This is a genomic window from Sphingobacterium multivorum (genome assembly GCF_900457465.1).
Lineage (GTDB): Bacteria > Bacteroidota > Bacteroidia > Sphingobacteriales > Sphingobacteriaceae > Sphingobacterium > Sphingobacterium multivorum.
In genome coordinates, this window is the sequence record NZ_UAUU01000006.1 from 77,843 (window position 1) to 101,073 (window position 23,231).

Consider the following 23,231-nt stretch of genomic DNA (forward strand, 5'->3'; position numbering starts at 1 on the left):
TATATAAAGGTTATTCGTTTATTTTTCCTAACTCATCCAAGATTTATAATAATCTGGATCTTCTATATCGAGTGCTTCTTGGGTCAACATCAGTGGTCGAAAAGGATCGATCATCACGGCCAACTCTTCGGTTTTCACTTGCCCAATGCTTTTTTCCACCGTCCCTGGATGAGGTCCATGTGGTATACCACCTGGATGTAACGTTATCTGTCCCCTTTCCACAGATTTTCGACTCATAAAATCGCCATCCACATAATATAGGACTTCATCTGAATCTACATTACTATGGTTATATGGTGCCGGAATCGAATGCGGATGGTAATCATACATACGCGGGCAAAAACTGCATAATACAAAATTGTCTGTTTCAAAGGTCTGGTGAACGGGTGGTGGTTGATGCAATTTGCCTGTTATCGGCATGAAATCATGAATCGAAAATGCCCATGGAAAATGATAGCCATCCCAACCAACAAAATCAAATGGATGGCTCCCATAAACATACGGATAAATAATACCCTGCTTCTTGATCTTCACTTCAAAGTCACCCAGTTCATCAAAAGTTTCCAAATTTTGAGGTACCCGAATGTCCCGCTCAAAAAAGGGCGCATGTTCCATCAATTGACCAAATTCATTGCGATAACGTTTGGGCGTACGTACAGGAGAAAATGATTCAACAATAAACAGTCGATTATCTTCCTGTTCAAATTCCATTTGATAAATCGTTCCTCGGGGGATTACCAAATAATCTCCATACTTGAAGGAGATACTCCCATATCCAGTCCTGAGTTTTCCCATCCCCTGATGGATGAAGACAATCTCATCTGCCTGGCTATTTTTATAAAAATAGTCATCCATCGACCGACGGGGAGCTGCGAAGGATATATGTAAGTCCTGATTAACCAACACAGGGGTCCTGCTTTCGAGGTAGTCATCTTTTGCCTGTACCTGAAATCCCTTTAGACTGGTATGTTTAAGATGTTTGTCGCGGGCAATCCGGGGAGACACATCATAAGGCTCTCTGATTTGTTTAACGAGTGTGGGAGGATGACAATGGTACACTAAGGAATAAAGACTGGAAAAACCATGTGTGGATACTAATTCCTCAGCATAAAGCGTGTTATCGGGCTTTCTAAAAACAGTATGTCGCTGCATTGGAATTTGCCCTTGTTTAACATAAAATGGCATAATTCTACGATTTAAACGGTTATAAAATTAAATGAATATCCAAATTGCCAATAGAATGATCGGCAAGTAGTAAAAGGGAAGATTAGTATTGTGCAAAAACGATATCAGCTATGATTGCTTTATTAAAAGCAACATAGGGCATGGAGGACGCAAAGCGATGTACACCACGATTGATCATTTTTTATAGTTTATAATGCTTTAATAAAGGTAAGAATATTTTTCTATTTTCAAGAGAAGAAATATTTTTTTCAAATCTTATACAATATATTTGTGTCGAATGCTAACAACATTGAATAACCAAATAGAACACTTCATATATGAGAATTGTCACTAGCACTAAAAATGGTCAACAAGAATTGGGCATTGTTATAGACGACCGCTTTTATAGTTGCTCAGTCATCGATCAAAACCTTCCCACAACGATGTCGGACTTCCTCAAAGGTGGCGAAGAGACCATGAATCAGCTACAAATCCTTGAAACAGCTTTGCGTCGCGGCGCTATAAACAGGCCCTATCGCCTACTAGACGATATCCAACTTATCGCCCCTGTGCCACAGCCAACATCTTTTCGTGATGCTTACGCTTTTCGACAGCATGTCGCAACCTCGAGAAGAAACCGCGGATTAGATATGATCCCTGAATTTGATGAATTTCCCGTTTTCTATTTCTCCAACCATCAGTCCATACAAGGACCTGGCCCCGTTCAATGCATGCCCCTGCATTTAAATCAACTGGATTTCGAACTAGAAATCGCAATAGTTATCAATAAACCGGGAATAAATATTCCCGCTGCGCAGGCGGATGAGTATATTGCAGGCTATATGATCATGAATGATTTTAGTGCCAGAAAACTTCAAATGGATGAAATGAAATTGAGTTTGGGCCCTGCCAAGGGCAAAGATTTTGCAACAGCAATTGGACCTTACTTGGTGACTAAGGATGAATTGGAACCTTATAAAGTTCAACCTGCAGCAGGACATACTGGCGACTGTTATGCGCTCAATATGACTTGTAAAGTAAACGGCACGCAAGTCTCAGCGGGCAATTTTGCGAGCATGCATTGGACTTTTGCAGAAATTATTGAGCGGGTTTCCTATGGTGTACAACTTTACCCCGGTGATATAATCGGCTCTGGAACAGTCGGAACAGGTTGCTTTCTTGAGCTCAATGGTACGGCACGCATAGCCGACCCTAATCATAAAGACCTGTGGCTCAACCTTGGCGATGAGATTGAGCTCGAAATCACGGCGCTTGGAAAACTTTTTAATTCTATTGTATTATACCATTCATAAATATACGGATATGACCTCTTCCTTTGAAACCATCACCTTTGAATCTGTTAAAGACAAAGCGATTATAGATAATTTAATTAAATACGCTGTTGCACCGCGGCCAATTTGTTTTGCAAGCACGATCGATAGCAATGGAAACATAAATTTAAGCCCCTTCAGCTATTTCAACCTGATGTCCCATCAGCCGCCCATCTGTGTTTTCTCTCCATTGCGAAGGATGCGTGATGGTAGTACCAAACATACATTGGATAATATCCAGGAGGTTAATGAAGTTGTCATCAATATCGTTAACTACGCTATGGTCCAGCAACAATCCCTTGCCAGCACCGAATATGCCAAGGAAATAAATGAATTTGATAAGTCGGGTTTTACGCCTATCCCCTCTATTCAGGTGGCACCACCGCGTGTAGCCGAATCGCCAGTCCAGCTGGAATGCAGGGTCAGAGAGGTTGTCGCATTAAGCAATGAGCCAGGAGCTGGCAATCTCGTTATCGCCGAGATCCTCTATATGCATGTTCATAAACACTTATTGGGCGAAAACAATACCATTCAACAAAAAGATTTGGATCTGGTAGCAAGGCTCGGTGGTGATTGGTATTGTCGTGTAACCGACGAAAACTTATTTATTGTCCCGAAGCCCCTCCGTAGCTTGGGAATTGGCATAGATCAACTTCCAGAAAAAATTAGATTTTCGAATGTACTAACTGGAAATCACCTGGGCTTGCTGGCTAATGTTGAAACACAACCAACATTAAAAGACCCACAGCAAGAAGATAAATACTTCAACTATCTGAAGCTAAATTTCGAAGATAGCCCATCAAAATTCACGCAAAAAGTTCACGAATACGCTGCCCAACTATTAGATGCAGGCAAACTTCATGAAGCGTGGCAAATCTTATTAATGGGATAATATTAAAGTATCGTAGAATATAAAGATATTTCACTTTCCTTGTGTTGTAATCAACATATGGAAAGTGAAAACTCAACAGACAATTAGATTTGTCATAATGCGCACTTAACTAAAATCGGCAATCAGCTGATCTACGGCATCTAAACCTTGATAAAAAGCTTCCTCAAAAATCGAAATTCCGCTTAAATCGGAGTGTGCAAAGTATACTTTGCCCCCAATCGACTTTGCTAGTTCAGTACGCGCTTGTGAAGTCAAAAATCCCTTGACTGGGCTAATCATACCATGCCCATGTCTAAATATTTCCATACTAATAATCTCCTTCTCTATTCCATAGTGAGCTTTTTCAAGATCAGTTAAAATAAAGCTCTTCCATTGTTGATCCGTCCAAGCAAATAACTGCTTTCTATTTTGTTTTAAATCGCCATCTCCTAAACTGTGATAATAACTAATTACAAATGGACTATTGAATTGCTTTAGGCTTTGATGCTGATCGTAAACGTATCCTAAACCATGCCCCTTATAGATGATATTCTCCCAAGAAAGAGGTACACCATCAGCGAAAGGAAAGCGACGCAAGACAATCGTAGCTACAATCCAGGGCGCATAATGAAATTCCCTAGTTATTGAAGTTCTATTCGGTAACAAATACTGGTTGACGAATTGGGGACAGCAATTTATAATACGGTCTGCTTTTATAACTTTCGTAATTGCTTTAGCTACGTCATATACAGAAACTTCTACTTTCTCGGCTTTGAAGTCAATCCGAAAGGCCATATTCTTATTCAAGACTTTTCCTTTGACATATTTTTTGAGATGAGAGGCCAGCCGCCCATTTCCCTCTTGCCAAGTCAACACCAGATCCTGATAGTCGTCCCAATCGTGCTTGCGACTTGCAAAATAATGTATCCCTGCAAATGCAGAAGTACACTTTATTCCAGTACCATAGTCATCTCGGCAACAATAATTTACATATTCCAGAAGAGCTTCGGTATGATATCCCTGACTTTTCAGCCAAGATAGCATATCCTGCCCATCAAGAACCGTTCGATCATAGGTCTGTGAAGCATTACGCATGGGAATATCAAATACATATTTACCATCGACACCTTTCAATTTTTTGAAATCTTGCATTTGCCGAAAGAACCGCGCAAGTTCTGTGGATTCAGCATCCGAAATCCCATAGCTGGGCACAATTCCCTCCTGCCATACATTATGAATAAACAGTCTTTCATGCGGTGCAAACGAAAGCTGTTCTTCATCAAAAATGGGCTTGCCTGTGCTAGTCCATTCTTTTATAATTCCCGATTCTTCCAAAAATTGAAGCAGTTCCCTATTGGAGGCATTGGGAATAGGAAGATAATGTGCACCCAAAGGATAAGCACTATGTGCATTCTGACCATTCCGGGCATTTCCTCCAACCTCATCTTCTAAATCCAAAAGGATGAAATCAGAATAGCCCTTCTGTTGTAGACGATAAGCAGCTGAAAGCCCCGCTATGCCGCCACCCACAATCAGGATGGGTACTTCCATTACTTCGGTCGAAGCGGGGAAATCCGGAAATCGAAGCCGGTGCCCCAAAATATGATTGGTTCCCGTTAGCTGCAGAAAAATATGGTTCATTTTCGTTCGACAGGCCTGTAAGAATTGAGCACCGAGCGCCAATAAAACTGTAGCTTTGAGAAATCCTCGCCTTGATTGATTAGATTTTACCCCATTCCTCATCAAAATATCGCACTAAAATTTGATTATCCAATCGATTTATTTCTACCTTTTCCGTTGTACGCATATCAGCTGGAAAATTTGTCAATTCTTCAAACTTATAATTATAATAACGAACTTTATCTACACGGCGACGTAATTGAGTAAAGCGTTGCTGCATATTCATAGCGAATAAACAAAAACCCCACTCTCCAAATGACGGTACATAAGTATGGTATGCAATATTATTCGGAAAAACCGAACCGATGGTCTCATGTATACACCAATAAGATTTGGGAGCGAAATAGGGCGAAGTTGTCTGTACCGAGACCATGGTGTTATCTGTCATTAGAGCTGCCAACGTTTGATAGAAGCTGTTGGTGAACAACTTCCCTAAACTATAATTAGAAGGGTCTGGAAAATCAATAATCATGACATCATATTTATCCTTTGCCGACTTGGCCCATATAAAAGCATCCTGATTGATGACAGTTACCCGAGGATCGTTTAGCGAACCTTGATTATACCGAACCAACAACTCATTCGTCTTAAATAATCTTGTCATTCCTTCATCTAAATCGACCAACGTTACCTTTTTGACTTCATGATATTTTAAGATTTCCCTGACAGCAAGACCATCCCCTCCTCCAAAAACTAAAACACTGGAAACATCTTTAGCCATGGACATGGCTGGATGCACCAATACTTCATGATAACGATATTCATCTTTCGTGTTAAATTGTAGATTATTGTTTAGGAACAACTGATAATCACCTCTATTTTCTGTCAAGACTATACGCTGATAGGGCGTAGAATGTTTGTAAATAATATTATTCCCATATAATTGGCTTTCGGAATACTTCAACAGATCATCTGAATAAAAAAAAACGATGGATAGCAATCCCAAACAAGAAACAGATTTTATCTTTATCCAAATTGGATTTTTCAATTTTTTTGAAAGGTAGAACGATAAAAATACACCAACCAAGATATTGATAATACCAAAAAATAACGATGTACCCATAACGCCAAGCTTTGGGATAAGCAGTATAGGAAATAAAACCGAAGCGATCAAAGCGCCAATGTAATCGAAGGCAAAAACATTGGAAACTAAATCTCGAAACTGTATTCTATCCTTCAAAATATTCATGAGCAGCGGGATTTCCATTCCACAGAGGCAGCCTGTCAGAAACACGAAGAAATAGAGCACAAACTGAAAATGTTCGATCTGCTGGAACATCAAAAAACAAAACGACCGAACTGCAACCACCAATAAGTCCGATCATCAATTCAATATCGATAAATCGATCAAATAAATTTTTGGTAATATACTTTGCCAAAAACGATCCCACCCCCCATTGAAAACAGGTATGTACCAATTATAAATGAAAACTGCTTAACAGAATCTCCCAATAGGTAGCTCGCCAATGCACCAGCAACCAACTCATAGATCAGACCACAAGTCGCAATGATAAACACTGCCAATAAAAGAAATATGGGCAGATTATTTCTCTTACCCATGTATTGCTGCAGCTATAATTATAGATATCTAAAATAAATGCAGCAAAAACAATCGCCAAGGCCATATTTTTGTTCTGTACAATTTCCTCCCAGGATTTTTCCGGGGTTAAACGCTCAATAACCCAATAAGCCAACAACAATACAGCTATCCCCACAATTGAGTAGATCAATGAAGCTGCTACTCCTTTATAAAATAATTCGTAATTCATGTTTATATTGTTTTTATTTATGACCAGAACCGTCTTCATCATAATATGATCGGTAGTAATGTCCTCGAGAGCCCGTATAGGTATGATCCTCCAATGTATTTGTGCTGATTGTTGTTTTACAACTGGTCGACGAATTAACAAGGACTGTTATTACAGTAAACGCGGCAACAAAAATGAACAAAACAAACCCTAAACCTCTAAATTTTAAAATACTAAAAAGATTTACGTGATCAAGTCTTATAAAAAAATCTTTATTTTTTAATTCTGAGGACCAATAGCGGTAGACCCACAATAAAATAATCGCTCCTACCAAAAAGGAGATCAGGAGAATGTAGCTTGTACCTCCATAAGTTAATTTATAATCCTCAGAGAGCTCGACATCAAGCGCCATATCTCGGGAAGCATTGGATAACGATGTTACGAAAACAAGATGATAAATACCGGGCTCCACACGACAAAAATCTACAGTCAATCCTCTCGCATAATTAATATCATTATATTCATGTACAAAAGAATTTGTTTGGATCACTGCATTTGTTTTTTCATTTACCAGCTTAATCTCCAGAAAAAGAGGATAATTTTTAGATTCAGATATACCTTCAAGCAGCAATGTTTTTGAAACCTCTCCTTTTAATTTCAAAAGATGTCCCTATAAATTCGCTACTGGCTTTCTTTACCTTAAACGTTTCATCAAAAGTATAGACATCACTTCCGATCTGTTTAAAATTTAATGCAAGAAAGATGGATGCTAATAATAAGACCAAAATAACCCCAAGTTTCTCAAACTGTCGCCCTACAAGGTCACTTTGAATTTATAATCTTTATAAAAATCAAATAGACTAAAGTATGACTTCTCGTCAATATAAGAACCTTGATAGTATTCGATATCATCGTCTATAAACTCCTCTGAAATAAAACGATCTTCATCTATCGTTCGAAGATAGGTCTTGACAGTTGATTCAGCATCTAAATCTTCAAACACAAAACCTTCGGCATAGATGACGCGCTGGCGATCTGTATATGTTAAATCATAATTTCCTCTCTCGAATTTACAAAGGCTATCGGGGGTAACGATCACCTTTTTCTTGGAAATAGCATGTAGAACACTTGTATAATCAACACCATCGGCTAAATAAATCGGATTTTTATTACCATTATTTAATCCTACATATTCATTGCCATAAGCCCCTGTTGTCGTAAGTCTAAGAATTTTGGTTATAATCCTATAATTCATCCGTTTAAATTGAATGGATTCATTCAATTTAGCCCATTGCAAGATTTTGGGAACTTCAAACTTTTTGACAAACGTCAGCGTTGCCAGTGTTGTACCTTTAAAATAACTATGGCAGTTGACACATACAAAAACCAGAGAAATCAGATACATCCACAATAAATTTATGAACATGGCCACAGTCAGTACAAACAACTTCCATATACTATCTATCTACGACTGTTTCGTTAATAACAATGGCATTAAAATAGTCCTTGAAAAGACGGCCTAATCGAAAGACTTTATCACTATTATCTTTCAGATAGTTGCACAAATAAATATCCAATGTGAGTTGTCCAAACTCAGGCCACGTATGGATACATATATGTGATTCCATTAAGCAAATTGCAGCTGTAAATCCTCCCCCCTGAAAAGTATGCGTCGAAGTGCCAACAATGTTTAAATGATTGACCTTAATCTGATCTTTCGTAAACTCCAAAAATGGATCCAAACTAGTTAATAACAATACGTCCTCAACTTGCAAAGTCAAAAGCAAGTGTCTCCCTGGAGTATACTTATCATTCATCAAAAATAATGCGGTTAATTTTGTTTCCGCAAATATAGAAAGTTTTACATGATTTACGATAATAATCCACGATCATCTAACCTAGTGGTTATTTAAATCTTCCTCCTTAGCAACACGTAATCCATCATCAATCAGTTTTTTCAAATTTGGATATAGGGTAATAAATTCCAAGAGCCTCTGTTCGGCCTGAGTAGATAATTGCGCTTCATCATTAGCCCAGGCAATTTCAAATAATTCAACCAAACCTAACCAATGATCTGCATTTTCCGGTCCCAATTGAATGAAAATCTCCAGCCATACTTTCTGATCAAAACCGTTGTCCCGCAAATTCCGTATCGCAGCATGACAATTCACTAGTTTTACATCTTCCGTTTCGGTAGGTATTGTATATAGATTCTGATCCAAATGCTCTTCCAGCGCATCATAGGCATCTTTATCTGCAGCGCCTGCAAATACAGATACTATTTCCGCTCCGACAGCCATATCGTATGTTCCCCATTCAGGTTTAAAATACACCTCTTCCCCATTGCTACGGTATACCTCACATCCGGTAAATGAAATCAAAACAATCTTACCCAAATGACGTACAACTCCTTGAACAATTCCTGATACAATAATCCCAGAAGCAAAGTTTAACGAACACTGCCGCCCTTCCGCTATACCATATTGAATCAATGTTGTTTCATCAAAATCGGCTAAGTTACGATCGGCACCTAGCAAGTGTCCCACCGGAGAGCCAAACCCTTCACTATGATAATTTATACCATGGCCTTCAAGTTGTTTACCCGCTACAGCCAAAGCTGTAGGTCCTTGTGTTTGAATATAAGAGAGATTTTTATCCGCTTTGGCCAACTTAAAAACGCCCGACACCTGCAAACCGGAACTATATTCCACAGTGCAAACAGCTTTACAGTCTATTGCCTTGTCAAGGCTCTGTTTGCCCCCTACGCGAAAAGCCATGGTATCAGCAAATTTATCCAATACGAGCTTTAGGTGTTCAAAATCCGGTGTAACAAATAGCTGTGGTTGTGGTTTGGTAATATCATATGGATATTCGATTGCATTTAAACCATACGCCAACTTAGGCACATCTTTCTGCATGCAGCTTGCGCTTTCTCCAATGGAAGACAGTAAACCAGCTCCATAAATTTTGGGGTTATGAAGATCTCCAATAAGTCCGTATTCCACAGTCCACCAATGCAACCTGCTCAACAATGCCATCTCCGAAGGCTCGCCCATATTATCTTGAATGATCTGCAAATTTTTCTCTGCTTCCGCCAACTCAGCCGCCGTTGTTGTAGCGTGTTCTTTTAAAATAGATAGGTGACGAATAGCTTCGTAGAGTTCAAAATCTTTGCCCGAAGAAAGTGCTTTTGTACCAACCTCCCCAAAATACTGCAAGTAGGTCGCATAATCTGGCTCACAGATTATAGGTGCATGTCCCGAAGATTCGTGAATAATGTCTGGTGCCGGTGTATATTCGATATGTTCCAATTGACGTATGTCTGCAGCAATAACAAGTACGCGATGTGCCTGAAATTCCATAAAAGCAGCCGGCGGAATAAATCCATCCACTGTCACTGCCCCCCAGCCAATTAATTTTAGACTATCGTTCATGTCCTGTAGGTTCGGGATGGTCGCAATGGATAATCCCGCTTTCTTCAATCCAGGAATATAGGGGTAATAGGCTACATCTTTTAAAAAAGAATAATTCTGACGCATGACATAACGCCACAATGCTTGATCCAGCGCGGTGTAACGTTCATATCGTTGGGCTACTACATAGCGTTTCAAATGTTTGGGCAACCGCTCCAAAACAATATTATTATATGTTTCCATCTATAATTGGTATGAAAATAAAATATGAGACTCCTATATGAAGGTAGAAATTATTTAAGGTTTAAGAAAGAATCTTTACGTTAATTTACGGCTTTTAGCAAAATATTACAAAAGTATACCCTCACAAACCTTACTAAATAACTTTAAAATAAGTTCTTTTTCCTAATTTAATTTTAAAATACAGGTTCAAGTCAACCATTAGCTCCGCATTCAGCTGTTTTATCGTATCAATCTGCACCGCACCGCCCATAATCAATCTTCGCATAGCTGACTTTGTTCCCCCTTTAGGAAATGACATAGATCGACCAGCTTAACTTGTTCACCAAACTGGTCGCGCAATAGTTGACCCGATACCTCCTCAAAGACCTTTTCTTCCAATTTCTTGCGCTGAAATTGCCTGACAAAATAATCAACAGCACTGGTCGCAAACTCGTCGCCATGGTATTGAGCAACTAGATTCTGTGCAATAAGTTTCTTAATTTCCATTGGATTTTCCCCCATTTCAATACGGGTTTTCATGCTAAGTTTGGTTTCCTGATTGAAATCAGTAGTCAAGTCAATATATTCCGGAATTAAATGATCAGGAATAGACATGGTTTTACCAAACATTTCATTCGGTTCATCCAAAAGACCGATCGTATTGTTTAATGATTTACTCATTTTTTCTTTTCCATCCAGCCCGCGCAATAACGGCATACACAGCACGATTTGCGGATCCTGTCCAAATGATTCCTGCAGCTGCCGGCCCATCGCGCAATTGAATAGCTGGTCCGTTCCCCCCATTTCGATATCGCTATTGACATGTACGGAGTCAAAGCCCTGCAATATCGGGTAAAGCAATTCATGCATGGCTATTGATTGGTTTTCGTTAAAACGCTTATTAAAATCATGTCGTTGCATCAACTGTGCAACAGTGACTTTCGATACCAGCTGGATAACAGCTGCAAAATTTAATTGATCCAAACAGTCTCCATTAAAAACAATTTTCGCTTTTGAAACATCAATAATTTTAGACAGTTGCGCAATGTAGGTTGCCGCATTGTGAGCGATCGCATCCTGGCGCAAAGGCTTACGGGCTTTATTTTTTCCTGTAGGATCGCCGATACGGGCTGTAAAACTACCAACGAGGATCACGATTTCGTGCCCCAGTTCCTGAAACTGCCGTAGTTTCTTTAACACAACAGCGTGCCCTAAATGAAGATCCGGAGCTGTTGGATCAAAACCAAGTTTTATAATCAGTGGTCGGTTCTTTTCTTCAGCCTCCTTCAACTTCGATGCAAGTCCCTCCTTCGGTAAAATAATCTCGATATTTTCTGCTAACTCTTTTAACATGGTGTGATATAAAATAAAAAAAGAGGCTGTCTCAAAAAGGCAGTCTCTTTTTTTTCATTATCTAAGGTTTATTATTTGTTTTAACGGTTTGATTTTCATATATTTATAGTGTAAACAAAAAGGATATATGCCATCTCAAAGACCTACTTTTAAGCCTTACTATCAGGACCAGATCATGGCCATTCCTCCAACTTTGGACGAACTGGTGGCCAAAGGTCATCCGGTACGTATCGTTAACGATGTAATCAACCGGATCAACATCCAGTCCCTATTGGACGCTTATAAGATAAAAGGCTGCTCCAGTTATCATCCGCAGATGTTGTTGAAAGTTTTGGTGTTTGGCTACGTAAGCAATGTCTACAGCAGTCGCAAATTGGAAACGGCGTGCCGGGAGAACATCAATTTCATGTGGCTGAGCGGCATGAGCTATCCCGACCACAATACCATCAACAGATTTCGAGGCGTTCGTTTGAAAGAAGCACTTCGTAGTGTATTTGAAGAAGTTGTCAAACTCCTGTCCGAAGAAGGTCTGCTGAGTATAGAAGATGTTTACACCGATGGCACCAAGATTGAAGCCAATGCTAACAAATACACCTTTGTCTGGAAAAAAGCTATCCAGACCAATAAGGAGAAGATGAAAGCTGCCTTAAAAGATATTTGGGAATACGCCCAAAGTATCGCCAAAGCAGAGGACAACCTTCCGGAACCTCCCGATCTGACAACAATTGACCGCGAAAAAGTTCAGGCTACGGTCGATAACCTGAACCGGGTCTTGTCCGATAAACCTTCGGTAAGCAAGAAGATGAGGGCAAAGTTGCGCTATGCGACTAAAAACTACCCGGCCAAGATTGTTCAATATGAAGAGCAGGAAGTAACGCTTGGAGATAGAAATAGTTATAGCAAGACAGATCCCGATGCTACTTTTATGCGCATGAAAGAGGATCATATGAAAAATGGCCAGCTCAAACCAGGTTATAACATTCAGATATCTACTTCCAATCAATACATCGTCAATTACACCATACATCCCAACCCCACAGATACCACAACGCTACCCGGTCATCTGGCACAACATGAGGCGAGCTTTGGGGAAATACTGAAAACCATTACCGCAGATGCTGGCTATGGCAGCCAGGAGAACTATGCGTTACTAGAAGGGAAAAACATTGGGGCCTATGTGAAATATGGTATGTTTGACAAGGAGCAGAAAAAGAGTTATTCGGGCAAGAAGCCATTCTCCGTTGATAAACTACATTATAACCCTGCAAAAGATTGCTATATCTGTCCAATGGGACAGGAAATGAACTGCATAGGTCTATTTACACAAAAGACCTCCACAGGTTTCGAGCAAAAAATAAAAAGATATCAGGCAAAAAACTGCACAAACTGCCCATTGAACGGTGCTTGCCACAAATCACAGGGCAATAGAATCATCCAGATAAATGAACAGCTTGAGGCTTATAAAGATAGAGCATACGGATTGCTTAACAGCGATGTCGGTATAGCCAAAAGAAAACAGCGATGTCACGATGTCGAACCAGTCTTTGGAAACATAAAACAGAACCACGGGTTCCGAAGATTTATGCTCCGCGGTAAGGAAAAAGTGTCCATAGAATGGGGTTTATTGGCTATAGCGCAAAATCTAAGGAAAAAAGCAGCTTAAAAAGCTACTTTTTGTTCTTTTTCTTCCCAAATGAACAGTTCTGTGAAATAATCAACAAACAACTCACAAATCTATCGCATAGCCATATTTAATAAAAAAGCTGCCTCAATAAATTTGAGACAGCTTCTTAGCTATAAATAATAATTGAATTTCTTAATTTAATAGGCATAGGGGTCCCGAACGATTATCGGGCGATAATAATTAAAGAAAAATGGAAGACGTAATATGTTGTTCATTTTCTTCATTGTTTGACAAAGGTAGCGCTATATTTTTTAAATTCAAAAATATTCGCATCCACACTTGCTTGGATATGCATTTTTAGATTATCCACCCGTATTTTTACCCGTCAATTTTCCCGCTCCATTATAAACATACTTTTCTGTATTCCCTTTATCCTTTTTCTCCACGACCTTTTGCACTAACAATGAATTCTTAAAATACTCATGGTAAAAGCAGTTATTAACGCTATATTTCCGCTCAACAAGATTATTATTCTGATATAGATCCGTGTAATCAATTTTAGCTTTCCGATAGGTATGTTTTAGTAATTGACCATTGGCATCAAATGACTTTGATTCCTGTACCTGACCACCACAATTCAATTTGGCACTGTACATCAACGTATTGTCTAATCGATAGTCGGCTCTGGTATGGTCAAAATCATTTTCAACCGTGTAATAATTATCAAAAAAGACTTTTGTCACTTTTTTACCCCTATTGGCAGCTCGGTAGAATACCGTCTTTTCCTGACTGATTTTCCCATTCTTAAAATTACGCTGCACACTTGAACTATCCGTTATCATATATTGAAAGTCTGGCAAGGCAGCAGATCTCACATTCATTTGCTCCAGCACACCATGCCGTACGATAACATCACCGGTACGCCCATCTTTTTCAATTTTAAAATCACCGTCGACAATGCCATCCTGATTAATGGTAATAAATGCATTGGAAAGTCCCATAAATTGATTCTTCTGCAGAATATATTTACCCTGTTTCAATTTCGTCTCCTTACCTTTTTCTAGTATCCGGATGGTATCCTTTGGATATTCCGACAAATGCAATTGATAACGATCTTTGTCCAAGCGAACATACTCTTGCGCAACTCCCAACTGAACAGCTAAACACAAGCATAATAATAGGATAAAGCGTGATTTCGACATAATGTAATAAAATTGTTGCAATCATAGTAATACAATTATTACACCAAAAATTAAAGTACAGTTGATTTTCCAAACAATTCCCCAATACGATAGATGCTGTAGTACCCTCATATTGCAGAACAGACAAGCTTAATCGTGAAATGAAAAAAGGGGAGTTATTTATCAATAACTCCCCTTTTTTCAAAGCCAATTGGTACTGGTACCCATCGTATGAATAACATTCGAGAACTAAACAGACTCTAAATATTGTGCATAACAATACCCTTCTTCATTATCTTTGGTTCTGACCAACCACCATTGATCATTAGCCTTACTAATCAATGTGATGATTTCTCCTTTAGCAGCTTTTCCCACGATAGGCTGGTCTGTACCGGGACCTTTTCGAATGTTCAAATTGCTATTTTCTGTTATAACTTTCACCTGGCTTCCGGGCACTTCTGTAGCCACATCTACATTTAAGACCACATCTCCGGTTTGGAAATTACGATCTATATTACCGTAGATTTCCCAGAGCTTATTTTTCACATCTGCTGTTGGTGCGGTACCACGAATTTGTAATACGCCATCCATTTCGGCATAGTTCAAGTCATTTACACCTGAAGACTGTGCCGTATCTAAAAGAACCTTATATTTTTCCTGCAATGACATAATTTCACTAGTTTATTTTTTGACAACAATACCGCTTAAATCTACTTTTTTGGGATTTAAGTTATCCAAACCTTGTTTTAAAGTAATTATCTTAGCTTGCTCCATAGTACCTGTAACTGCGATCACACCGTCCTTTACACTGGCCTGTACTGTAGGAAAATCCTTCATAAACGTATTCACTGCTGCGCCAAGTACCGCATCATTATTGGATACCTCAATAGGAGCTGGCGTTGAAGACACTGGTGCGCTAACGATAATATTGTTTTGAATAGACTTGACGTCTTTATCACCTGCTGTTTTAGCAATCGATTCCACTTGTTGCTTTTCTTCTTCGGAAGCAACTGTACCACTTAAGATAACTTTCCCTTTTTCAACTTCAACGTCGACTGTTTTACGCCCCGTGAGTGCATTTTCGATCTTTTCTTCCAACTTATCATCAGACAAACCTGATTTGCATGCCGTGAAGGAAAGTACAACCGTGGTTGCCAATAGACAAAATGTTAATTTGCTCAATTTCATAAGACCAATTTTAATTTATTAATTCCAACAATAATCCTAACAAACTCCCTACACAATTGTTTGTTCATTTTTTTTTAAACTTAAATTCCCTTGCCGGATCGTAATTATATAATTAAATTTAGGAGCAGAGGTATTCATGATGGTTTCATTCGGATCATTTTCTCCGCTACGGTTATAAAAAACGCTTTGAGTAACAGATACGCACGTTGATTATTCAATCAAACAGCTATTAATTATGGGATTTTTGAACACTATTTTTGGTAAAAAAGAAAATAAAAAGGACAGTATAACGGAGTTTTGGGATTGGTTTAAAAAAAACGAACAGGCATTTTTTCAAATCGTCAAGGCTGGAGAACAAATTGATCAGCATTTTTTCAGCAAACTTTCGCCGAAGATCGATGCTCTTCGCAAGGAGCTGTATTTTTTAACGGGAATGTACGATGATAACACCGCAGAACTTGTAATCACCCCTGACGGTGTCATCAAAAACATTGCGTTCGTAGAACATCTGATCGCTTCTGCTCCAGCATTAGCGCATTGGAAATTTACCGCATTAAAACCCGCTATTGCGGATATGGAAAAATTCAAAATCACGATGTATGGCTTCACTTTTGACATCAAGGATATGTTCTTTTATCCCATTCAACATAGATACCATCCGGATGAAGTTGATATTGTTATTGTTCACCCCGATTATACGGAAGAGCATAAGGCCAATATTTCCCATGGTATAGAAATATTTCTCGAAAATTACATTGGTGAATTGAACTCGATCATAGCCATAGACAACCTGAATGTAACCTCAAAAGAGCTTGCAACAGAAGAGCTGATTCCACTAATTAAATTAAAAGACTATTTGATCTGGCGGGAAAAGGAATTTGTGGAAAAATATACCGACGTTAGACACCTAACTGCAGATGATACATACACCGCTTTTGAGGGCACCCTGGAGAATGACTTACCCATATTTGCCATCATAAATACGACCTTATTAGACTGGGATGGAAAAGCTTCTCACCCCTGGATAGTTACATTAAAGATTAGCTATGACGGAACGGCAACCAATGGTATGCCCAATCAAGAGACCTACGATTTAATGGATAAATTTGAAGAAGAATTAATGAACAGTCTTCCAAATGATATTGGATTTCTTAATATCGGTAGAGAAACCGCCGATAGTCTAAGGGAAATTTACTTGGCTTGTACAGAATTCCGAAAAGCCTCACGAACGATTGATCGATTAATCGAACAATACAGGGAAATTCTTCAAATTGATTATAGCATCTACAAAGATAAATACTGGAAAACCTTCGAACGATTTTATAAACAAATAGAATAAGTCTCCCGTACAACTGCCATAAGTTCTACTAAAAGTACTTGATGAATTATGCTTTATTTATATGAATAAAATCATTCTTTTGATTATTATCCTTGGCATTGGCCTTATCACATACAAAACCATTCAAAGGAACACGCTTTTGGCCGTTGTTGATAAGGAAGAAAATGCCCCTTCAGACTCTTTCCGCTATACGACGGCAATAAAGGAAGTAAAAAAACGCATCACAAACAACAAAACGTACAATAGTGACATATCCTTTCTCTTGGATATGAGAAGACCCTCGGGAAGAAATCGTTTTTTTGTCGTCGATCTAACAACAGACCGGATTCTTGATCAGGGCCTGGTGGCCCATGGATCCGGTTCCGAAACCGGAAAAAAGAACCATTTGCAATTCAGCAACACGGATAACTCTCATGCGACGTCGCTAGGTAGCTATGCTATCGGCAGCTTGTATAATGGGAAATTTGGAAAAGCGTATAAATTATACGGCTTAGATAGCTCCAATAGCAATGCATATGCTAGAGACATCGTTCTACAAAAATATGACCGCATGCCCTACGATGAACAAGTTGATCCAGTATGCCTCAGTGAAGGATGCCCTATGGTAAACGTCGAATTCTACAAAAGACTACAGAACCTAATTGATTCCTCAAAGAAACAGATCATCTTACATATCTATTACTAATTATCTATATATCTTCTTTCATCAAACGCAATAAAACCTGATAAGGATTTTGAGACATAACGAGAGCCTTTAGCCAAGCAAGAAAGCCCATAACAAACAAATCCTTATTTTCCTCATTTTTTACCAGAGCTTCAACAGCTTCCCGAAAGGATTTCACTTGAATAATTGTAGGATTTAAAAGATATTTCTCCACCAATTTAACAAAATCAATCACTCTATTTTCCTTTACATTCAGTAAGTATTTTTTATACCTACCGACAAAGCTTTTTAATTTCAAGGTTGCCAAATCGATATGTTTGAATTGGATATGGATCAGAATTTCAAGCAGACTCTTCCGGATCGTCCACAACATGCCCATTTTCTTCTCGTACCAAGCATCTGTTCGAATCAACTGTCGAAGCTCAATCAATGCTGTTTTATCTTCAAATTGCGTTAAAAACATCACTAAACACAACTGTAAATCTGCAAGATCAACCTCGTTTGATTTTGCTGGCGCTTGTTTAATCCCCGCCCTTAATACGGAAAGACCTTTTATTCCATCGCCGAGGTAATGGAAATTCAATGCCATCAACAAATAGCACCGCAACTGAAACTGGGTTCGAAAAACCGCGTTTCCTTGGGATAAAACTTCTTTCAAGCGTTCTAAATACACCATGCTTTCGTTGAAAAATCCATTCCTCAAATTAAAATTGGCCAGATAGTACAAAATATGGAGATAGTAGAATAGGTTATGCTTCGATTGTTGATCGTACGTCATCAAAAAATTGTCTGCAGTTTTTAAAAAGGAACGAACCAGTGTATAGTTTTGATGTATTGCGGCATACTCATTTGCAATGTACAGAAGTTGATAGAGTGATTTAAATGATAAGAGATCATCCAAAGAAATACGGTACTTGCTCAGCGTACTCAAAATCAACTTATTGAGATCAATTATTTTTGCTTTCAAATGAATAGCCTGCAGTTCAGAACGTAATAGTGCATAAGCTATCTGAAATTTAGCCTCCCGCTGCAACTTTTGCTGAGTTTCGGTAAAACGATCGATGAGCAATTCCAAATTGACAGTCAAATCTAAATGGGCATATTGTAGTCTGATTTGCAAGATTTCATTCAGCAAGCTAAACTGTTCAAGAACAAGAGCCTTTTCCTCAGCCCGTTGAAGGCATTTAAATCCAATCTTGATGAACTCGCTTTCCAATAGAAAACGCCCCACAACAAATAATCGCAACGCCTCGTGAGCCTCACTGTTGTCTCGTTCAAAAACCTTATTTGAAAGAAAAAACAAAAGACTATCATGAAGCCTCTTTCTCAACGCGTGATAAGCATCCCGATTTTTAATGGGGTCATATAACTTTTTCAGCTTATTTATATCATCAGTTTCTATAATCTCAAGTAGCTTGATATTTTTCACATCATTACGCTTGTTCTTTCGTTTCAAAAAGGCTTTAAAACCCTTAATATCATCTTTATTCAATAATAACATCAAATCTGATATCGCGTCTGCCATAGCTTAAATTTAGAATTAAACAAATATATTAAACAAAATTATATCGTCAGTATTCTTATAAAATCAATTTTTAAAATAATCAGCTACTGTGGATATTTGAATCATAAAACAACAACAAATTAAAACTAAAACAAGAAAATTATGGAACCGCTAAAAAACATGATTGAAGAAAAAAAAGCTGAAAGAAATTTAAACAAAAGAAACCCCTTTAAACCAACAGGCGCCTTTATCGGAGCTTCATGGACCGCACTATTGGTTGGTACCGTTGGCTATTGTGTAGGTTTATGGAATGCAACAATGGCATTAAATGAAAAAGGGTATTATTTTACAATTTTACTATTTGCGCTATTTGCCGTTATCTCCGTTCAAAAAAGTGTAAGAGATAAAGCAGAAGGACTAGCAGTTACCGAGTTATATTATGGTTTAAGTTGGTTTGCAACAATTGCCGCCGTCGTGCTATTAACCGTAGGCTTATGGAATGCGGATCTGCTCCTAAGTGAAAAAGGATTCTATGCCATGTCCTTCTCATTGAGTATTTTTTCAGCTATCGCCGTTCAAAAAAACACACGTGATGCAAAACTGATCGATGACAATGAAATAAAACTTTAGCGGGTGCCTATCCTGCAGCCTCTGCCTAGCAAGCTGCAGGATCTTTAAATCCCTCTTAAGCAAAAAAGGAAGAGCATTTCATTGACTCTTCCTTTTTCTAAGTGGATTGTTTAAGCGACGCAATAGGAAGGTAAACGAAAAATATACTTCCAGTTCCAAAAACACTTTGCACATCAATCTCTCCCCCCATGCTTTCGATAAATTCTTTGCTTATGCTCAATCCCAAACCTGTCCCCCCCTTTGTACTCCCTGGAACTCGGAAATAGCGATCAAAAATCTTCGCTAAATATTGTACGGGAATTCCCTGTCCCTGATCTTCAACACGCAAAAGCACCCTTGCTCCTATTCTTTTTACAGCAAGAGAAATTGTCCCTCCCTTATCGGAATAACGAATTGCATTGGACAACAAATTCGTCAATACCCATGCCGTCTTTTCATTATCAATAAAAACCATCGGAAGATCCTCCTCCAGTTCAAGCGCTATGTGAATTTGCTTTTGGTCAAGCATTGACCGGTTGGCTAACAGCGCATAATCTATAATCGGTCCGATAGCCGCAGGATTCAGCTTCATCTGAATGGTGCCGCTCTCCACCTGCCCAATATCCAAAAGTTCCCCTGTAATTTTTAGGAGCCGCTCTGTATCGTCAGCAATTCCCTCAAGCAGGTCTTTTTGTTCTTCATTCAGCGTTCCTATCCGCTTATTTTCGAGCAATTGGATCCCCATACGTATTGATGCGATTGGTGTCTTCAATTCATGAGATACCGTTCCAATGAAATTTGTTTTCGCTACATCACGTTCCTTAAAACTTGTCACATTCTTCAACAAAATAAATTGTCCAATAAAATGCGTACTCTCCTCTCCTGTTGGTACAACATTAATGTCTATGACCTCCAATTCAAAGTAGTTTTCTTTTCCATAGGCAAAGATCTGAACTAAATCCAGACGCTCAGATTTCTGATTTAAAGAGTCAATCTTATCGAGAAGCTTATTAAGTAAATCATTGGAAGATGCTATTTCCGCTAATTTTTTCCCCTCAAATGCGGCGTGCTTTAACCCCGAAAGCAAACATGCGGGTTCATTTGCAAAAAGCACTCTTTTTTCTTCATCTACCCCTATAACTGCATCATGCATATTATCGATAAGCGCTTCAATTCTCTTTTTATGCTGCAAGATCTTACCCAATTTACTTTCTGTATATTCCTCGAGCTTTTGAGCCATTGTATTGAACGAATGCGCCACTTCTCCAAATTCATCCTTTCGCTTAAAGTGAAGTCTCCTTTTATAGTTCCCAGCAGCAATTTGTTTAATACTATCAGTTAATTGTACAATTGGGCCAGCAATGGCTAGAGGGAGGTTCACAAGCAATACAAATGCCATCATAAAACAAAGCGCACCTACAATGGAGATGGCCAAAATTGCTTTTTCAGCTGTTGCATTGGCAATATTATTTTTGTGTTCAATCGCCTGCATATTAAGATACATTAACTGAAATATATCTTTGTGCAGGTCAGCAGCAATTGTTGCATCTTTCACCTGTTTCTTTAAACTCAAAAAGTGTTGATCTATACGTTCGGTCACCGCCCGTTCTCCAGGCTCGGTTACATTGCGCTTCTGGAGTCTTAAATTATCTTCAAATAGCGCCATGCTCTTCCCATTCGTATGAAGGTCTTCCAAAGCCAGCAACATATTTCTGGAATAATGCAGCGTATTATAATTGTCGACTAAAATATTATTGGTATCTTTTTTTAATCGATAAACATAATACCCACTCACTATCGCAAGCAGCAAGATCATAGAAAATAAAAATCCTACCCCGAATGTCAGCTTTGCTTTAAGTTTCATTGGATTCGATATTCTTCAATTTTTCGATACAAAGTAGCGATGCCGATTTCTAACAATCGAGCTGCTTCAGCTTTATTTCCATTCGTATGTTTTAATACACGTTGTATATGCTGCCTCTCCATGTTGGACATTGCAAAATTTGACAAGACGTTTGCCCCTTCCCTATACTCACGTTCACCAAAAGGAAGGCTCTCCACACCTAATACGCCACCCTCACTCAAAATCACACTGCGTTCAATCACATTTTTCAGTTCACGGATATTTCCCCGCCATAAGTTGCCTTCCAAAGCCTGCACAAACTCAGGGGTCATCTGCAACGGTTTCAAGTTGGATTTTAAAGCAAAGATATCAGCGTAGTATTGCGCCAATGTCGCTATATCTTCAATGCGCTCGCGCAATGGCGGTAATTCAATCGTGAAAACAGAAAGCCTATAAAATAGATCACTCCTGAAATGGTCTGATGCAATTTCGGTTTCGAGATTTCTGTTGGTTGCTGCTATGATGCGCACATCCACTTTCGTTGGTTTGGAGTCCCCAACTTTTAAAAACTCGCCAGTTTCCAAAACACGAAGAATTTTAGCTTGAAGTTCCAAAGCCATCTCCCCGACTTCATCCAGAAAAATAGTCCCCAAATGCGCTTCTTCAAACAAACCACGTTGATCCTTAGTCGCACCAGTGAAAGCACCGGATTTATGGCCAAACAACTCATTTTCCAGCAAATCTTTTGTAAATGCGGCACAATTAATCGCCACAAAACTACGATCTCTTCTTGAACTCGCCTGATGGATTGCCTGTGCAAAAACCTCCTTACCTGTGCCGGTCTCGCCCGTTAGCAAGACCGTTGTATTTGTAACAGCAACTTTTTGTGCCATGCCGATGGCCGCTTTTATTGCACTGGATTTCCCAATAATCTTATCAAAAGAAAGTCGGTCGCCTAATCGTTTTTCTAACTGCTCCACCCTTCTAGCTAATGCAACCTTTTCACAGGCTTTATAAAGCAACGGTATAATGCGATTATTGTCATCTCCTTTCGTAATGTATTCAAAAGCACCATTTTTTATCGCCCGAACGCCATCCGGAATATTCCCGTATGCCGTCAATAAGATAATCTCTACAATTGGATACCGCTCTTTAATTAATTTAGCCGTTTCAACTCCATTACCATCAGGTAGCTTCACATCACAAAGTACAACATCTACATCACTGACTTCAAGCTTTTTTAACCCCGATTTAATGTCAGCAGCCTCGATCACATCAAAACCTTCCAGGCTAATAATTTTGGCCAGCAATTTCCGAAGCTTCTCTTCGTCATCTATAAGGAGAACTCTATTCACAATATTCGTTTTTTCAAAAGTACAATTTGTCCCAAGCAAATAGTAGAAAAATAAACAATTTGACTATTCCTCAAAAAATTTCCCGACATCAAAATAAAAACGCTATATTTGTAGCGCTCAACATCGTTAAAACTGCATGTAA

At 38.8% G+C, this 23,231-nt stretch carries 22 protein-coding genes; 6 read left to right on the forward strand and 16 right to left on the reverse strand.

Annotated elements, in window-relative coordinates; genetic code table 11:
- Window positions 1-27: 27 nt before the first annotated feature.
- Window positions 28-1,185 (reverse strand): homogentisate 1,2-dioxygenase, encoded by a 1,158-nt coding sequence (locus DTA23_RS08085; protein ID WP_112374380.1) that lies wholly within the window; start codon window positions 1,183-1,185, stop codon window positions 28-30.
- Window positions 1,186-1,502: 317 nt separating this feature from the next.
- Between DTA23_RS08085 and DTA23_RS08090 the strand changes: the two genes are divergently transcribed.
- Both DTA23_RS08090 and DTA23_RS08095 read left to right on the forward strand, forming a co-directional pair.
- Window positions 1,503-2,477, forward strand: coding sequence for a fumarylacetoacetate hydrolase family protein (locus DTA23_RS08090; protein ID WP_112374381.1), 975 nt, complete (start codon window positions 1,503-1,505; stop codon window positions 2,475-2,477).
- A 10-nt stretch (window positions 2,478-2,487) separates the two neighbouring features.
- Entirely contained in the window at window positions 2,488-3,387 is a 900-nt protein-coding gene (locus tag DTA23_RS08095; RefSeq protein ID WP_112374411.1) for a flavin reductase family protein, read from the forward strand.
- 105 nt (window positions 3,388-3,492) lie between these two features.
- Here the strand turns inward: DTA23_RS08095 and DTA23_RS08100 are convergent, their stop codons facing one another.
- The 9 genes from DTA23_RS08100 to tyrS form a co-directional block, all read right to left on the reverse strand.
- Window positions 3,493-5,007: an FAD-dependent oxidoreductase gene (locus DTA23_RS08100; protein WP_172462353.1), complete on the reverse strand. Its 1,515-nt coding sequence runs from the start codon at window positions 5,005-5,007 to the stop codon at window positions 3,493-3,495.
- Between the two features lie 79 nt (window positions 5,008-5,086).
- Window positions 5,087-6,325 (reverse strand): polyamine aminopropyltransferase, encoded by a 1,239-nt coding sequence (locus DTA23_RS08105; RefSeq protein ID WP_218565318.1) that lies wholly within the window; start codon window positions 6,323-6,325, stop codon window positions 5,087-5,089.
- 211 nt (window positions 6,326-6,536) lie between these two features.
- On the reverse strand, window positions 6,537-6,815 hold the full coding sequence (locus tag DTA23_RS08110) for a DUF350 domain-containing protein (protein ID WP_218565319.1): 279 nt from the start codon (window positions 6,813-6,815) through the stop codon (window positions 6,537-6,539).
- A gap of 13 nt (window positions 6,816-6,828) precedes the next feature.
- Window positions 6,829-7,455 carry a hypothetical protein gene (locus tag DTA23_RS08115; RefSeq protein WP_112374383.1) on the reverse strand — a complete coding sequence of 209 codons (627 nt, stop codon included), beginning with the start codon at window positions 7,453-7,455 and terminating at the stop codon, window positions 6,829-6,831.
- 153 nt (window positions 7,456-7,608) lie between these two features.
- Complete coding sequence (locus tag DTA23_RS08120) at window positions 7,609-8,199, reverse strand: hypothetical protein (protein ID WP_112374384.1); 591 nt, start codon at window positions 8,197-8,199, stop codon at window positions 7,609-7,611.
- Between the two features lie 52 nt (window positions 8,200-8,251).
- Window positions 8,252-8,611 (reverse strand): S-adenosylmethionine decarboxylase family protein, encoded by a 360-nt coding sequence (locus DTA23_RS08125; protein ID WP_112374385.1) that lies wholly within the window; start codon window positions 8,609-8,611, stop codon window positions 8,252-8,254.
- Between the two features lie 81 nt (window positions 8,612-8,692).
- Entirely contained in the window at window positions 8,693-10,450 is a 1,758-nt protein-coding gene (locus DTA23_RS08130; RefSeq protein WP_112374386.1) for an aromatic amino acid hydroxylase, read from the reverse strand.
- Window positions 10,451-10,583: 133 nt separating this feature from the next.
- On the reverse strand, window positions 10,584-10,715 hold the full coding sequence (locus DTA23_RS28720) for a hypothetical protein (RefSeq protein WP_256603113.1): 132 nt from the start codon (window positions 10,713-10,715) through the stop codon (window positions 10,584-10,586).
- Window positions 10,703-11,782, reverse strand: coding sequence for a tyrosine--tRNA ligase (gene tyrS, locus DTA23_RS08135; protein ID WP_218565320.1), 1,080 nt, complete (start codon window positions 11,780-11,782; stop codon window positions 10,703-10,705). The genes DTA23_RS28720 and tyrS overlap by 13 nt, the downstream gene beginning before the upstream one ends.
- Before the next feature lie 127 nt (window positions 11,783-11,909).
- Here tyrS and DTA23_RS08140 point away from each other — a divergent pair, with 127 nt between their 5' ends.
- Complete coding sequence (locus DTA23_RS08140; protein ID WP_112373761.1) at window positions 11,910-13,445, forward strand: IS1182 family transposase; 1,536 nt, start codon at window positions 11,910-11,912, stop codon at window positions 13,443-13,445.
- Window positions 13,446-13,768: 323 nt separating this feature from the next.
- Here the strand turns inward: DTA23_RS08140 and DTA23_RS08145 are convergent, their stop codons facing one another.
- From DTA23_RS08145 to DTA23_RS08155, 3 genes are all read right to left on the reverse strand, one after another.
- Window positions 13,769-14,608, reverse strand: a complete 840-nt coding sequence (locus DTA23_RS08145) for a hypothetical protein (protein WP_112374387.1) — start codon at window positions 14,606-14,608, stop codon at window positions 13,769-13,771.
- Window positions 14,609-14,836: 228 nt separating this feature from the next.
- Entirely contained in the window at window positions 14,837-15,256 is a 420-nt protein-coding gene (locus tag DTA23_RS08150; RefSeq protein ID WP_112374388.1) for an SH3 domain-containing protein, read from the reverse strand.
- Between the two features lie 12 nt (window positions 15,257-15,268).
- Window positions 15,269-15,775: a BON domain-containing protein gene (locus DTA23_RS08155; RefSeq protein WP_112374389.1), complete on the reverse strand. Its 507-nt coding sequence runs from the start codon at window positions 15,773-15,775 to the stop codon at window positions 15,269-15,271.
- A 235-nt stretch (window positions 15,776-16,010) separates the two neighbouring features.
- Between DTA23_RS08155 and DTA23_RS08160 the strand changes: the two genes are divergently transcribed.
- Together DTA23_RS08160 and DTA23_RS08165 are read left to right on the forward strand one after the other, a co-directional pair.
- Complete coding sequence (locus DTA23_RS08160; RefSeq protein ID WP_112374390.1) at window positions 16,011-17,114, forward strand: DUF695 domain-containing protein; 1,104 nt, start codon at window positions 16,011-16,013, stop codon at window positions 17,112-17,114.
- Window positions 17,115-17,175: 61 nt separating this feature from the next.
- Window positions 17,176-17,799, forward strand: coding sequence for a murein L,D-transpeptidase catalytic domain-containing protein (locus DTA23_RS08165; protein ID WP_112374391.1), 624 nt, complete (start codon window positions 17,176-17,178; stop codon window positions 17,797-17,799).
- A 4-nt stretch (window positions 17,800-17,803) separates the two neighbouring features.
- Here DTA23_RS08165 and DTA23_RS08170 read toward each other — a convergent pair whose 3' ends face one another.
- The gene (locus tag DTA23_RS08170) at window positions 17,804-19,303 is read right to left on the reverse strand and encodes a hypothetical protein (protein ID WP_112374392.1); all 1,500 of its coding nucleotides are present in this window, start codon (window positions 19,301-19,303) and stop codon (window positions 17,804-17,806) included.
- A 141-nt stretch (window positions 19,304-19,444) separates the two neighbouring features.
- Between DTA23_RS08170 and yiaA the strand changes: the two genes are divergently transcribed.
- Window positions 19,445-19,912: an inner membrane protein YiaA gene (gene yiaA / locus DTA23_RS08175; protein WP_070569259.1), complete on the forward strand. Its 468-nt coding sequence runs from the start codon at window positions 19,445-19,447 to the stop codon at window positions 19,910-19,912.
- Window positions 19,913-20,009: 97 nt separating this feature from the next.
- On the opposite strand, the gene DTA23_RS08180 is transcribed toward yiaA, so the two are convergent.
- Together DTA23_RS08180 and DTA23_RS08185 are read right to left on the reverse strand one after the other, a co-directional pair.
- The gene (locus DTA23_RS08180; RefSeq protein WP_112374393.1) at window positions 20,010-21,755 is read right to left on the reverse strand and encodes a sensor histidine kinase; all 1,746 of its coding nucleotides are present in this window, start codon (window positions 21,753-21,755) and stop codon (window positions 20,010-20,012) included.
- Window positions 21,752-23,089, reverse strand: a complete 1,338-nt coding sequence (locus DTA23_RS08185; protein ID WP_112374412.1) for a sigma-54-dependent transcriptional regulator — start codon at window positions 23,087-23,089, stop codon at window positions 21,752-21,754. Before DTA23_RS08185 ends, DTA23_RS08180 begins: the two co-directional genes overlap by 4 nt.
- Between the last annotated feature and the right edge of the window lie 142 nt (window positions 23,090-23,231).

Bases quoted from the DNA above. Each gene is read 5' to 3' on its own strand.
- DTA23_RS08085 (WP_112374380.1), bottom strand. From the start codon at position 1,185: ATGCCATTTTATGTTAAACAAGGGCAAATTCCAATGCAGCGACATACT.
- DTA23_RS08090 (WP_112374381.1), top strand. From the start codon at position 1,503: ATGAGAATTGTCACTAGCACTAAAAATGGTCAACAAGAATTGGGCATT.
- DTA23_RS08095 (WP_112374411.1), top strand. From the start codon at position 2,488: ATGACCTCTTCCTTTGAAACCATCACCTTTGAATCTGTTAAAGACAAA.
- DTA23_RS08100 (WP_172462353.1), bottom strand. From the start codon at position 5,007: ATGAACCATATTTTTCTGCAGCTAACGGGAACCAATCATATTTTGGGG.
- DTA23_RS08105 (WP_218565318.1), bottom strand. From the start codon at position 6,325: ATGTTCCAGCAGATCGAACATTTTCAGTTTGTGCTCTATTTCTTCGTG.
- DTA23_RS08110 (WP_218565319.1), bottom strand. From the start codon at position 6,815: ATGAATTACGAATTATTTTATAAAGGAGTAGCAGCTTCATTGATCTAC.
- DTA23_RS08120 (WP_112374384.1), bottom strand. From the start codon at position 8,199: ATGTATCTGATTTCTCTGGTTTTTGTATGTGTCAACTGCCATAGTTAT.
- DTA23_RS08125 (WP_112374385.1), bottom strand. From the start codon at position 8,611: ATGAATGATAAGTATACTCCAGGGAGACACTTGCTTTTGACTTTGCAA.
- DTA23_RS08130 (WP_112374386.1), bottom strand. From the start codon at position 10,450: ATGGAAACATATAATAATATTGTTTTGGAGCGGTTGCCCAAACATTTG.
- DTA23_RS28720 (WP_256603113.1), bottom strand. From the start codon at position 10,715: ATGCGAAGATTGATTATGGGCGGTGCGGTGCAGATTGATACGATAAAA.
- tyrS (WP_218565320.1), bottom strand. From the start codon at position 11,782: ATGTTAAAAGAGTTAGCAGAAAATATCGAGATTATTTTACCGAAGGAG.
- DTA23_RS08140 (WP_112373761.1), top strand. From the start codon at position 11,910: ATGCCATCTCAAAGACCTACTTTTAAGCCTTACTATCAGGACCAGATC.
- DTA23_RS08145 (WP_112374387.1), bottom strand. From the start codon at position 14,608: ATGTCGAAATCACGCTTTATCCTATTATTATGCTTGTGTTTAGCTGTT.
- DTA23_RS08150 (WP_112374388.1), bottom strand. From the start codon at position 15,256: ATGTCATTGCAGGAAAAATATAAGGTTCTTTTAGATACGGCACAGTCT.
- DTA23_RS08155 (WP_112374389.1), bottom strand. From the start codon at position 15,775: ATGAAATTGAGCAAATTAACATTTTGTCTATTGGCAACCACGGTTGTA.
- DTA23_RS08160 (WP_112374390.1), top strand. From the start codon at position 16,011: ATGGGATTTTTGAACACTATTTTTGGTAAAAAAGAAAATAAAAAGGAC.
- DTA23_RS08165 (WP_112374391.1), top strand. From the start codon at position 17,176: ATGAATAAAATCATTCTTTTGATTATTATCCTTGGCATTGGCCTTATC.
- DTA23_RS08170 (WP_112374392.1), bottom strand. From the start codon at position 19,303: ATGGCAGACGCGATATCAGATTTGATGTTATTATTGAATAAAGATGAT.
- yiaA (WP_070569259.1), top strand. From the start codon at position 19,445: ATGGAACCGCTAAAAAACATGATTGAAGAAAAAAAAGCTGAAAGAAAT.
- DTA23_RS08180 (WP_112374393.1), bottom strand. From the start codon at position 21,755: ATGAAACTTAAAGCAAAGCTGACATTCGGGGTAGGATTTTTATTTTCT.